This window comes from Bosea sp. BIWAKO-01 (assembly GCF_001748145.1).
Classification (GTDB): domain Bacteria; phylum Pseudomonadota; class Alphaproteobacteria; order Rhizobiales; family Beijerinckiaceae; genus Allobosea.
This window is the reverse complement of sequence record NZ_BCQA01000001.1, coordinates 5,070,092-5,082,310: the sequence shown is the minus strand read 5'-3', so window position 1 is coordinate 5,082,310 and position 12,219 is coordinate 5,070,092. Positions and strand designations below refer to the sequence as shown.

The 12,219-nt window shown below is 65.0% G+C and carries 13 protein-coding genes; 8 read left to right on the top strand and 5 right to left on the bottom strand.

Annotation, left to right across the window (positions count from 1 at the left end):
* Positions 1–314 precede the first annotated feature (314 nt).
* From parE to BIWAKO_RS23820, 3 genes are all read left to right on the top strand, one after another.
* Positions 315–2,408: a DNA topoisomerase IV subunit B gene (parE, locus tag BIWAKO_RS23830; RefSeq protein ID WP_069880766.1), complete on the top strand. Its 2,094-nt coding sequence runs from the start codon at positions 315–317 to the stop codon at positions 2,406–2,408.
* 204 nt (positions 2,409–2,612) lie between these two features.
* Entirely contained in the window at positions 2,613–3,539 is a 927-nt protein-coding gene (locus tag BIWAKO_RS23825) for a LysR family transcriptional regulator (RefSeq protein ID WP_176733394.1), read from the top strand.
* Positions 3,540–3,613: 74 nt separating this feature from the next.
* Positions 3,614–3,877, top strand: coding sequence for a hypothetical protein (locus BIWAKO_RS23820; RefSeq protein ID WP_069880764.1), 264 nt, complete (start codon positions 3,614–3,616; stop codon positions 3,875–3,877).
* Positions 3,878–3,880: 3 nt separating this feature from the next.
* On the opposite strand, the gene BIWAKO_RS23815 is transcribed toward BIWAKO_RS23820, so the two are convergent.
* Complete coding sequence (locus BIWAKO_RS23815) at positions 3,881–4,576, bottom strand: alpha/beta fold hydrolase (RefSeq protein ID WP_069880763.1); 696 nt, start codon at positions 4,574–4,576, stop codon at positions 3,881–3,883.
* Positions 4,577–4,738: 162 nt separating this feature from the next.
* Here BIWAKO_RS23815 and BIWAKO_RS23810 point away from each other — a divergent pair, with 162 nt between their 5' ends.
* Together BIWAKO_RS23810 and BIWAKO_RS23805 are read left to right on the top strand one after the other, a co-directional pair.
* The gene (locus BIWAKO_RS23810) at positions 4,739–6,211 is read left to right on the top strand and encodes a DEAD/DEAH box helicase (protein WP_069880762.1); all 1,473 of its coding nucleotides are present in this window, start codon (positions 4,739–4,741) and stop codon (positions 6,209–6,211) included.
* A gap of 186 nt (positions 6,212–6,397) precedes the next feature.
* The gene (locus BIWAKO_RS23805; protein ID WP_069882731.1) at positions 6,398–7,456 is read left to right on the top strand and encodes a GGDEF domain-containing protein; all 1,059 of its coding nucleotides are present in this window, start codon (positions 6,398–6,400) and stop codon (positions 7,454–7,456) included.
* Positions 7,457–7,475: 19 nt separating this feature from the next.
* Here the strand turns inward: BIWAKO_RS23805 and BIWAKO_RS23800 are convergent, their stop codons facing one another.
* Entirely contained in the window at positions 7,476–7,871 is a 396-nt protein-coding gene (locus BIWAKO_RS23800) for a HesB/IscA family protein (RefSeq protein ID WP_069880761.1), read from the bottom strand.
* 178 nt (positions 7,872–8,049) lie between these two features.
* On the opposite strand from BIWAKO_RS23800, the gene BIWAKO_RS23795 reads away from it, so the two are divergent.
* On the top strand, positions 8,050–9,123 hold the full coding sequence (locus tag BIWAKO_RS23795; protein WP_069880760.1) for a malate/lactate/ureidoglycolate dehydrogenase: 1,074 nt from the start codon (positions 8,050–8,052) through the stop codon (positions 9,121–9,123).
* A 35-nt stretch (positions 9,124–9,158) separates the two neighbouring features.
* Positions 9,159–9,521, top strand: coding sequence for an MmcQ/YjbR family DNA-binding protein (locus tag BIWAKO_RS23790; protein ID WP_069880759.1), 363 nt, complete (start codon positions 9,159–9,161; stop codon positions 9,519–9,521).
* Positions 9,522–9,613: 92 nt separating this feature from the next.
* On the opposite strand, the gene BIWAKO_RS23785 is transcribed toward BIWAKO_RS23790, so the two are convergent.
* Positions 9,614–10,501, bottom strand: a complete 888-nt coding sequence (locus BIWAKO_RS23785) for a PhzF family phenazine biosynthesis protein (protein WP_069880758.1) — start codon at positions 10,499–10,501, stop codon at positions 9,614–9,616.
* 81 nt (positions 10,502–10,582) lie between these two features.
* Here BIWAKO_RS23785 and BIWAKO_RS23780 point away from each other — a divergent pair, with 81 nt between their 5' ends.
* Complete coding sequence (locus BIWAKO_RS23780; RefSeq protein WP_069880757.1) at positions 10,583–10,885, top strand: ArsR/SmtB family transcription factor; 303 nt, start codon at positions 10,583–10,585, stop codon at positions 10,883–10,885.
* An 11-nt stretch (positions 10,886–10,896) separates the two neighbouring features.
* On the opposite strand, the gene BIWAKO_RS23775 is transcribed toward BIWAKO_RS23780, so the two are convergent.
* Together BIWAKO_RS23775 and BIWAKO_RS23770 are read right to left on the bottom strand one after the other, a co-directional pair.
* Positions 10,897–11,766 carry a protein-L-isoaspartate O-methyltransferase family protein gene (locus tag BIWAKO_RS23775; RefSeq protein ID WP_244523530.1) on the bottom strand — a complete coding sequence of 290 codons (870 nt, stop codon included), beginning with the start codon at positions 11,764–11,766 and terminating at the stop codon, positions 10,897–10,899.
* A 61-nt stretch (positions 11,767–11,827) separates the two neighbouring features.
* A complete protein-coding gene (locus tag BIWAKO_RS23770) occupies positions 11,828–12,211 on the bottom strand; it encodes an SUF system Fe-S cluster assembly protein (RefSeq protein WP_069880755.1) in 384 nt (127 codons plus the stop codon).
* Positions 12,212–12,219: the final 8 nt, after the last annotated feature.

Here is a 12,219-nt window from a genome sequence, read left to right as displayed (position 1 = left end):
AGTTGCGCCAGCTGTAGCGCCATTCGCAAGCTGGCGAATCTCGACCCGACCACTCTCGTTCGCGCCCGGTTAATGCGACATGAACCATGCGCCGCGACAGCGTATGGCATGCTCGCGTGACGCCGCTGCGACGCCCGCCCGGCTGAGGGTTCGGTGCACAGCAAGGGGTGGAGCGACGATTCTCCTGCTTGTTCGGAGCGATGTTCGTTATATGTCTGGGGAACAATCGTTGCGGCTGGCTGGAGTGCCGGCCCTGGCAATGTCCCGGATGCGCTATTCTATGAGCGCTGCGAATCAGGTGATCGGCGAACGAAATGACGGAGAATGGCGATCTTTTCGGTGAGGGCAGCGGCGAGCAGCCGCAGCGGGCGCCCGAGCCATCGCCGGTCAAGCGTGATGCGGCGGCCCCGAGCAAGCCTGCGCAGCAATCGGCCCCACCTTCCGTCCCGCGCAACGGCACCTTGTCCGAGGCTGGCTATACCGCGTCCGCCATCGAGGTCCTCGAGGGGCTCGAGCCGGTGCGGCGGCGGCCAGGCATGTATATCGGCGGCACCGACGAACGCGCGCTGCACCATCTCTTCGCCGAGGTGATCGACAACGCGATGGACGAGGCCGTCGCCGGCCACGCAACCTTCATCGACGTCGAATTCTTCGAGGACGGCTCGCTCGCCGTGACCGATAACGGGCGCGGTATCCCGGTCGATCCGCATCCGAAATTCCCGGACAAGTCCGCACTCGAAGTCATCATGACCACGCTGCATGCCGGCGGAAAATTCGACTCCAAGGCCTATGAGACCTCGGGCGGCCTGCACGGTGTCGGCGTCTCCGTCGTCAATGCCTTGTCGGACCGGCTCGAGGTCGAAGTCGCGCGCGGCCAGGTGCTCTACCGACAGGTCTTTTCGCGCGGAGCCCCGCAGGGGCCGCTGGAGACTGTCGGGCGCGTCGCCAATCGGCGCGGCACGAAGGTGCGCTTCCATCCCGATGCGCAGATTTTCGGCGAGGGAGCCCATTTCTCCCCTGCCCGTCTGTTCCGGATGGCTCGCTCGAAGGCCTATCTCTTCGGTGGCGTGGAGATCCGCTGGCGTTGCGCGCCCGCGCTCCTGAAGCCAGAGGGCGATGTCGCCGCGGAGGCCGTCTTCCGCTTCCCCGGGGGCTTGCGCGACTATCTCGGGCGCGAGATCGAGGGCAAGGATCTGGTCGCCGAGCCGATCTTCTCCGGCAAGATCACGAGGGATGGCGGCCACGGCTCGCTGGAATGGGCTGTGGCTTGGCTGGCGACCGGAGAGGACGGTTTCAGCTCCTCCTACTGCAACACAATTCCAACGCCCGAGGGCGGCACGCATGAGCAGGGCTTGCGCGTCGCGCTGCTGCGCGGCCTGCGCGACCATGCCGAGCGTATTGGACAATCGAAGCGCATGGCGCAGGTGACCTCGGACGACGTGATGGCGACCTGCGCCGCGATGCTGTCGGTTTTCATTCGCGAGCCCGAATTCCAGGGTCAGACCAAGGATAAGCTGGCGACGCTGGAGGCCGCGCGCATCGTCGAGAACGCGGTACGCGATGCCTTCGACCATTGGCTCGCCGCCGCGCCTCAGCAGGCACTGAAGCTGCTCGACTGGTCGGTGGACCGGGCCGAGGAGCGCCAACGCCGCCGGCTCGAGAAGGAGGTTTCGCGCAAGACCGCGACGCGCAAGCTCCGGCTGCCCGGAAAGCTCGCCGATTGTAGCAGCGCCGGCGCTGCTGGTTCCGAACTTTTCATCGTCGAGGGCGATTCCGCCGGCGGCTCAGCCAAGCAGGCGCGCAACCGCGCGACGCAGGCGATCCTGCCGCTGCGCGGCAAGATCCTCAACGTTGCCAATGCGACGCGCGAGAAGCTGAACCAGAACCAGCAGCTCGCCGACCTGATCCTGGCTCTTGGCTGCGGCATCGGCAGCCAGTTCCGGGAGGATGACCTGCGCTACGAGAAGGTCATCGTGATGACGGACGCCGATGTCGACGGCGCCCATATCGCTTCGCTGCTCGTCACCTTCTTCTGGCGTCAGACGCCGCGCCTGATCGAGAAGGGCCATCTCTACCTTGCCGTGCCGCCGCTCTATCGGCTCCAGCACGGCGGCAAGAGCGTCTATGCCCGCAACGACGCCCATAAGGACGAGCTGATCGCGACCGTGTTCAAGGGCAAGAAGCCGGAGATCAGCCGATTCAAAGGTCTGGGCGAGATGATGCCGGCGCAGCTCAAGGAAACCACGATGGACCCGGCCAAGCGCATCCTGCTCAAGGTCATGGTCGAGCATGAGGCGCGGGACGAGACCTCCGATACCGTCGAGCGGCTGATGGGCAACAAGCCCGAAGCCCGCTTCATCTTCATCCAGGAACGGGCGGCCTTTGCGGGTGAGCTGATCGACCTGTGAGGACAGGCGCGCGGTCGGAACAGTCGGGCGTGCGCTACCCTCGCATTTTTGTCGGTGAGACCGCCAAGGCTGGCGGGCTGTCAGCAGGGCGCCACATCGGCATCGTGCCGGCATGTCGAAGCGCAACCTCCCTCATTCAGACACGCCGCACGATGATCCTGATGCCAGGACAGACTTCCATGCTCAGCCATGGGCGATGATCGCATGGGGGAGCCTGCTGCCCCTCCACCTCGACGCAACGCACTGGTTTCTCCCAACTGGGACGACATCGCGATCTTCCACGCAGTCGCCGTTGGTGGGACGCTGGCCGTGGCGGCGAGCGCGCTCGGGCTGAGCGAGGCAACCGTGGCCCGTCGCCTCAAGAGTCTCGAGGCGCAACTTGGCCTGCCGCTGTTCAGGCGCATGGCAAACCGGCTGGTTCTCACCGAGATCGGCGTAACGCTCGCCGGCGATGCCGGCGAGGTTGCCAATGCGGTCGAGCGCTTCGCCAACCGGACACGTGCGGCGCGCTCCGCCGATGACGCGCCTGTCCGGGTAACGGCCACGACCTCGATCAGCCTGTTCCTGACCATGCATGCAACGACGATCTCGGCCCAGGCCGGCGGCGTCGAGATCGGCATTATCAGCACACGAGATCGACTCGATCTGGCGCGCGGGGATGCCGATATCGCGATCCGGATGCGCCGCCCTCCGCAGGAAAACGGCTATTTCAGCCAGAAGATCGGGCGGCTGGTCCAGGCTCTCTATGTCCGCCGCGATGTCGATCCTCGGACGGCCCCCATCATCTCGGTCAGCCGCGATGTCTCCTCCCGCATCGAGGGGCACATCCTGAACTGGGCCAATGGGCGCCCGATCGCGGCGCGGGTCGGCGATTCAGCCGCGCGCTACGAGAGCATCCGCTCCGCAGGCGCCGTTTCGATGGCGCCCTGCTTCATGGGCGATTTCGACGAGGCATTGATCCGCCTCGCTCCTCCGCCGGAGGAGACTTCCGATGAGATCTACCTTGTTTCGCACGAAGTCTCGCGGCAGCGGCCGGCGGTTATGGCCGTTCTGCGGGCGCTGCAGACGCTCTTTCGAGCAAACCGGACACGCTTGAATGGCATTCTGACGACCCCCGCAAGCATTCGCTAACCAAGCTTTTACTGGCGCGTGCGCAAGATACGCATCAAGGGGCGGCATTGCGCCCCAACGATGCGGAGCGCCCCATGCGGGTCATCAAACTCTTCTTGAAGAACGAACGCGGCAGCATGGTCGCGGATGTTGCGAAGGCCGGCGCGGCGATTGCCTTCCTTTCGGTCATTGCCGTCAATTTCGTTTCGACGCAGACGGCACAGCATCTCGACACGGAGCGCATGAGCCAGATCGCCTCCGCGGCCTCCAAGGGCCAGATGATCGACCCGCTCGTCACCGGGTCGATCCGCAAGAGTGCAAACGAAACCAGGCTTGATCCCTGCACTGCGCCGCGCTGATCGTCAGCTGAGCCAGCTCATCAGCGCCTTAGTGACCGCTTCCGGTGCCTCCAAAGTCGAGAGGTGGCCGCAATCGGGAATCGTGAGCAATTGCGCATGGCTGCCGATGCCATCGGCAATCTCTCTGCCTTCCCCAACTGGCGTGATCTGATCCTCTTCGCCCACCAGAACCAGTGTCGGCACTGAGATGGCGGCAAGGCCCGGCCGGGAGTCGGGCCTTCCCATGATCGCTCGTTGCTGGCGAATAAATCCTTCTGCGCCAACATCTTCTGCCATTCTCCGGACATCGAGGCGCAATGTCTCGTCGGTCAAGCGATCGGGAGCCACGAGCTTCTGCCAGAGCAATGTCGTGACATTGTCGAAGGCTCCCTTTTCTGCAAGGGCTATCATCTGCTCACGCGGCGCGTTTGTTTCCGGGGTCGCCGGCTTCGCGCTGGTGTCGAGCAGCGCCAGCCGCGTCACACGCTCCGGCGCCCGACGCATGATGTCCAAGGCGACATAGCCCCCCATCGACAGACCGCAGAGCGCAAACCGCTCCGGGGCCGCCCCCAACAGCCGCGCCGTAATGGCGGCCAGGTTATCGTCGCGGGCATGATCGGCGACCAGGACCGGCCGCCCTGGAGCGAGTGCCGGCCATTGCGGTCCGTAGAGCGCCGCAGTGCAGCTCAACCCGGGAATCAGCACAAGCGGCTCGTTCATGGCGATCACACCTTCCGTTCTTGCCTAGTTTGTTGACTTTCCCGCGTTATTTCTGCATTGGACAGGGGTCCGAAGGCGCGCAGGAAAGAGAAGTCGCGCCACCGTCGCGGTTGATAGGTCGTCCCGCCACGTGTCACCGACCCTGAAGAAGCGCAACTCTCGATGTCTTTTGCCGAACTCGGCCTCAGCGATAAAGTTCTGACGGCGGTCACATCCGCGGGCTATTCCACGCCTACCCCCATCCAGGCTCAGGCCATTCCCCATGTGCTCGCGCGCCGCGATGTCCTCGGCATTGCGCAGACGGGCACGGGCAAGACCGCCGCCTTCACCCTGCCGATGCTCACGATTCTGGAGAATGGCCGGGCCAGGGCGCGGATGCCGCGCACTCTGATCCTTGAGCCGACCCGCGAGCTCGCCGCGCAGGTCGAGGAGAACTTCTCGCGCTATGGCGTCAACCAGAAGCTCTCGGTCGCGCTGCTGATCGGCGGCGTCTCCTTCGGCGATCAGGACGCCAAGATAACCCGCGGCGTTGACGTACTGATCGCGACGCCCGGGCGCCTGCTCGATCACGTGGAGCGCGGCAAGCTGCTGCTGACCGGCGTCGAATTGCTTGTCATCGACGAAGCGGATCGCATGCTGGACATGGGCTTCATTCCCGACATCGAGCGGGTCTGCAAGCTGGTGCCTTTCACGAGGCAAACCCTGTTCTTCACGGCAACGATGCCGCCGGAGATCACACGGATCAGCGAGCAGTTCCTGCATAACCCGGTGCGCATCGAGGCTTCGCGTCCCGCGACGGCGGCCACGACCATCACCCAGCGTCTGATCGCCTCGAATTCGCAGGACTACGAGAAGCGCGACACGCTGCGAAAGCTGATCCGCGACGCCAAGGATCTGCAGAACGCGATTGTCTTCTGCAACCGCAAGCGCGATGTAGCAACGCTCCATAAGTCACTGCTGAAGCATGGCTTTCCCGCCGTCGCGCTACATGGCGACATGGACCAGTATGCGCGCATGGCGGCACTGGAATCCTTCCGCACCGGCGAGAATCCGATCCTGGTGGCGAGCGATGTCGCCGCGCGCGGGCTTGATATCCCGGCTGTCAGCCATGTCTTCAATTTCGACGTTCCGACCCATGCCGAGGACTATGTCCACCGCATCGGCCGCACCGGCCGGGCTGGCCGGCTCGGCGCAGCCTTCACGATCGTGACACGTCACGACGACAAGCTTGTCGCCGCCGTCGAGAAGCTCACTGGCCAGGCGATTGCCTGGGAAGGCCCCGGCCTCAATGACCTGCCTCCCGGCGAACCGCGCGACGAGCGTCGCAGCCGCCGCGACGACAAGCGTTCGCCGCGTGGCGGTCGCGGGCGCCCCCTGCGCACCCCACGCGAGGACGCCGCACCGTCGGAAGAGGCAGCGGTCGTGGAAGTCGCCGATCGTGCCCCTCAGGACACCCGCCGCCGTGGCGAGGACCGGCCAACCAAGACCCGCATTCGCCATGCCAGCGAGCAACCTGCGCCGGCGCATCCGCGCCCGCTTGACCGGCGTCGGGACGAGGATGATCGCGAGCCCAAGGTCAAGGGCCTGGGCGATCACGTTCCGGCCTTCCTGCTGCGGCCCGTCAAGGTCGGCTGACACCGCAGCATCAACGGTATCTTAACACCGTTCCTCCAATCTGAGTGAGTGGCTAGGGCTTCCCGCAGCCACCCTGCGGGGCGCGATTGCCGCCGTCATGACGGACAGAATGTCCCGCTTCGATTCACAATCGAGCCCGAGATGGCCGGTGTGGCCAGCGGGATCGGCTCCGGTCGGGCGATGACGATGAGCGAACAGACGCAGTCCTCCCAGTACACGTCCGACCTGCCCGACCGTGTCGTTGCGGCCATGCGCCAACATGGCTCTCCCGGCTATCCCCGCGCCTTCGAGGTCTGGTACGCACATCTGAGCGGCGAGATGCCGGCACTCAGCATGGCGATGAACGCGATCATCACCGGTAGTGAGGGGCAGGTCGGCGCTGCCGATATCGACAGCCTTTATGACCGCTTCATCAGCACCGAACGGCTCGTGCGCCAGGCCGAACGCACCAGCCTGCAGGTTCTCGGGGAGATCGACAGCCTGATGTCGCTGGTCGATCGCGCGCTGGACTCGAGCGAGCGCTATCACGGACGCCTCAGCGCAATGTCGGACGAAGTCCCGCCCACGACCGACCGGCAGCGCTTGCGCGAATGGGTCGAGGCGCTGGTCATGTCGACCCGCGAAGAGGTGGTGCGCAAGACCCAGCTCGAGTCGCAATTGAAGGACAGCTCCAACGAGATCCGCCATCTTCGCGAGGCGCTGGAAACGACGCGGGCCGAGGCGCTGACCGATCCTCTGACCGGCCTCGCCAATCGCAGGCACTTCGAGGAGATGCTGCAGAAATCGATCGACCAGGCGACCCTGCAGCGCGAGCCCTTTGCGCTGGTCATGGCCGATATCGACTTCTTCAAGACCTTCAACGACGCACATGGCCATCTGACCGGCGATCAGGTGCTGCGCCTTGTCGCCCGCACCATGAAGGACAAATTCAAGGAGAAGGCGGTGATCTCGCGCTTCGGCGGCGAGGAGTTTGCAATCATCCTGCCCGAAGCCGATATCGTCGCGGGCAAGTTCGGTGCCGAGACTGTGCGTCAGGCGCTTCTCACGCGCGAGTTGATCAAGCGCTCGACCAACGAAAACCTCGGTCGGATCACCATCTCGCTGGGGGTCTCGGTCTATCGTCGGGGCGATACCGCCGGATCACTGGTCGATCGCGCCGATCAGGCCTTGATGCAAGCCAAGCGTGACGGCCGCAACCGCACCATCACGGAAGAGGCGCTGGACACGACAAGCCGCGTGGCCTGACTCGCGCAATATCCGGGGATCAGGAGCCGGTGAGCACCGTTTCGGCGCGCGGCTTGATCTCGACCGATTCGCCGCAGCCGCAGGCCGAAACCTGGTTCGGGTTGTTGAAGACGAAGGTCGAGGAGAAGCGGTCGCTCCTGAAATCCAGCTCGGTGCCGAGCAGGAAGAGCACAGCTTTGGCATCGACGATCACGGTCGCATCCTTCTCGGTGACGATCTCGTCGCCCTTATGCGCCTCACGGGCGACCTCGAAGGTGTACTCCATCCCCGCGCAGCCGCCCTTCTTGACGCCGACACGAAGGCCGAGCGCCGGCGCGTCCGGATTGTCGAGCGCCGATTGCGCCATGATCTCGCGGATACGCGTCGCAGCAGCGTCGGTCAGCGACACCACCTTCAGGCCCGGAATTGAAAACATCCTCTTCCCTCCTCGATCGGGTTCAAGGCCCGATGAAACAGGATTGCATTTCCTACATAAGGATCGGTAAGCGCGACGTCGAGGTGTTGCGGCGCAACGGCGCCATTTCACCGCGCGCATTGCATGACGGACGGGGGCATGCACTGTGACACTCTCACCAGAAGCGGCTCGAACACACATGACCTATCGCCTGCACCGCCCGGAATCGCTCCATGCCCTCGTCCGCGAGATGGTCATAAAGGCCGGCTGGACGGAGGCGCAGGCGCAGGAGACGGCGCACCATCTCGTGCTCGCCAATCTGAGCGGCCATGACAGCCATGGTGTCGGCATGATCCCGCTCTATTTCACCTCGCTGGCGGACGGGAACCTGAAACCCGACGCCGCGCCCGTTACGAAACTCGACAGTGCTCCCTTCCTGATCATCGATGGCCAGGTCGCGCTCGGGCAGCCCACCGCGCGCGGGGCGGTCGAACGCGCAGCCACGATGGCGCAGGTCGGTGGCGTCGCCATCGTCAATCTGCTGGACGCGCACCATATCGGCCGCATCGGCCACTATGCCGAGATCGCTGCGGAAGCCGGTCTGATCTCGTTCTTCTGGGTGAATGTCGCGGGCCGTCCGCCGATCGTCGCGCCCTATGCCGCCAAGGAAGCCCGTTTCGGCACCAATCCGCACGCCATCGGCATTCCCGTGCCTGACGGTGAGCCGATCATCCTGGATTTCGCCACCAGCCGCATGGCGCATGGCAAGGCTCGCGTCGCGCTGAACAAGGGCGTTGAGGTGCCTCCGGGCTACATCATCGATGGCGAGGGCAGGCCAACGACCGATCCCGCCCATGTCTTCCCGCATGCCATTCCGGACCTGCCGCTCGGCGCGTTGCTGCCCTTCGGCGATCACAAGGGCGCCGGCCTCTCGCTGATTGCCGAACTGCTCTCTGCCGGGCTGATGGGCGCTGCCCGTATCGACGAAAAGCCGCAGAGGAGCTGGATCATCAATTCGCTGTTCGGCGTGCTGATCGACCCGTCGCGGCTGGAACCGGACGCCGCGCTCCGCAAGAGCCGGACCGAGAGCTATCTCGCGTTTGTTCGCGCCGCGAAGCCACAGGACCCGGCTAACCCCGTGCTGGCGCCCGGCGACAAGGAGCGCGCGATCCGCGCCGAGCGCGGCCGCTCGGGGATTCCCCTTGACGATGAGACCTGGTCGCAGATCAAGGGCGCAGCAGCGCGCTACGGCATCGACGCTGAGCAGTTCTGAGCACTCACGCTCGCAATGGGAGCGCGGGTGCGCCAATGACGCTGGATGATTACAACGCGTTCTGCGCCTCCCTTGCAGCGACGAGCCACGTCGTCCAATGGGGCGGCGCCCATGTCTGGAAGGTCGGCGGCAAGGTTTTTGCCATTGCCGGCTGGAGCGGCGGCAAGCCGCTGGCCGTCACCTTCAAATGCTCGGATATGGCCTATGCCATCCTCCAGGAGCAGCCCGGCCTGCGGCCTGCCCCCTATCTCGCCTCACGGGGAATGACCTGGATCCAGCGTCAATCGGATGAGAGCATGGCCGACGATGCGCTTCGGGATTATCTCCGCGAAAGCCATCGCCTGATTGCGCTCAAGCTGACAAAGACGCTGCGCCAGCAATTGGGGTTGAACGGCTAAGGCATCGGCCGGAAACGTGGAGCGCGGTTTTCAGGAAGGCCGATGCGACCACAGAGGATGAGGTCACCGGATCCGAGATCCGGTCCCGTGACCTAAAGCTGCGCCTCGCCGCGCAGCACTGGTACGCATCCGCCGCCGACGGTCGCGCGGATGCCGTCCTCGGCGCGCCGCGCCGTCAATTGCAGCAGACTCGGGCGCCCCATCTCGACGCCCTGGGTGAGTTCGAAGCGCGCACTCTCCCCACCACCGAGCGATAGCAGCAACGCTGCCAGCGTGGCACTCGCCGAACCCGTTGCCGGGTCCTCCCATGTACCGGCCAATGGCGCAAACATGCGGGCGCGGATGCTCTCCCCATCGCGCGCATAGAGGAAGAGCGATAGCCGCTTCTCCAGCTCCGGGTGCGCCGCTTCAAGCGACCGGAACGCTGCGAGGTCGGGAACGGCCCGTGACAGAGCCTCCGCCTTCACTTCAGTCAGCACGAAGCGCACTCCGACCGAGGCCTGGAGCGGCTGGTGCGACGCGACCACCACATCCGATGGGTTCAGGCCGGCACAGGCGGCAATGCCGGCGACCGGGAGCGTGATGCCTGTCGAGAGCGGTTGCGGCGCTGCGATCGTGGCCCCCGTCACCCTGCCCTTGGAATCTCGCTCAACCTTCACCTCGACGAGGCCTGCGATTTCCTCGAAGAGCAGCACGCCATCGCGGTCGCGGCCATGCCGCGCCAGCACGCAGGCCGCGCCGACGTTGGGATGGCCCGCAAACGGCATCTCGCCGGTGCGATGAAAGATGCGGACACGTGCCGTGTGGGCCGGATCGTCGGGCGGCAGCACGAAGGTCGTCTCGCTGAGATTCATCTCCGCCGCCAAGGACTGCATCTGCGCGTCCGACATGCCCCGCGCATCGGTGAAGACGGCCAGTGGATTTCCGCCAAAGCGACGGTCCGTGAAGACATCGACGGTTTCAAAGGGGTAGGACGGCATGGCGGCTCCGATCGACGCTGGAATCCGGTGGCTCAGAGGGATTCCTCTTGCCATGAATTAGGGATTTGGCAAAGTGCCAGAATGAACCCGGCAGACATGTTCCGCGCGCTCGCCAATGAGCGCCGTCTCCAGATCCTGGATTGGTTGAAGGATCCGCGCGCGCATTTTCCACCACAGGTCGACGGAGATCTGGTCGAGGATGGGGTTTGCGGAGTCTTCATCGCCGAGAAGCTCGGTATCAGCCAGCCGACGCTGAGCGAACACATGAAGGTTCTCGTGCGGGCCGGGCTGGTGACGCCGAAGCGGATCAGGCAATGGACCTTTTACACGCGCAATGAGGGGCGCATCTGCGCTGCCAAGGCAGCGATGCTGGCAGAGCTATAACTCGGCAGAAATCATCGATCCTTCGTGGCTGCGTCGTAACTCAGGCTCCAGCCATTGCCCTGGAGCCAGAGCCGCGCAGAGGATTTTTCGTCGCCGCGCCTCAGGCTGCGCACGAATTCCGCATCTCCGCCGCCGAACGCCGTCCACAGGGCCGCCTGCTCGGCCGGCGTCCCGGCAAGGGCCCCTTCAGCGCAGACAAAGGATGCCATTCCGAGCCAGGAGACGCTGAAGCTCTCGCCGTGCGATTCAACCAGGTAGCCCGCACCGCGAAAGGAATGTCGCCCTCTCCTGCCCCTTTCATCGACCGGCCCGGGTACGCCAAGCGGGAAGATCAGCCGGCCGCCGGGCGCGAGGCGGTCGAGCCATGCTTCGGCCGGGCGCGCGGCGGCGAAATTGACGTAGATGCAATCGACCGGCTCGCGCGGCCATTCGGCGCCGTCGCCGTTGACGACCGTGACCGAGGGCTGATCCGCCAGATTGGCGGCGGCACGCTCGGCCAGGGCCGGATCGTACTCGACCGCCAGCACCTGTCCCGCAGGGCCGACAAGCTGCGCCAGGATTGCCGTATAATATCCGGTGCCAGCGCCGATATGGACAACGCGTTCGCCCGGGCACGGCTTCAGCGCGTTCAGCCAATGGGCATGCAGGCTTGGGCTGCCATTATTGACGCCGCGCTCCGGCGCCAAGGCGATCAGGACGTCCTGATAGACGACGGTCGGATCGCTCGATGTCAGGATCGCATAGCTGCCGCCGCGCGACATATGCCATGGCGGCGGCCCGATGAAGCGCTCGCGCGCAACTGCCGCAAAAGCGCTCTCGAGCGCAGGATTGTCGGCGACACCGACGCTGGCGAGCATCTGCCGGGCATATGCGCGCCGCACGATTGCGAGCTCCCGCTCGTTCGTCCTGCGCTGTCCCGGCACGGAAGCCCGCCTGCCCTTGTCACCACATGTCGAGCGCTACTCTGGCCTCGTCCGACATCCGGGACTGGTCCCAGGGCGGATCGAAGGTCATGTTCACCGTCACCGCGGCGACGCCGGGCACGGCGCTCACCGCATTCTCGACCCAGCCCGGCATCTCGCCGGCAACGGGGCATCCTGGCGCAGTCAGCGTCATGTCGATCGCGACCTGGCGGTCATCGGCGATATCGACCCTGTAGATCAGGCCGAGCTCATAGATGTCAGCCGGAATTTCCGGGTCGTAGACCGTCTTCAGCGCCGCAACGATATCATCGGTGAGACGATCGATCTCCTCCGGCGGCAGGCCCGAGCTCGCGCCCATGCTGGGGGCGTTCGGCTTCAGCTCTTCGGTGGCGCTCTCACTCATCACAACAA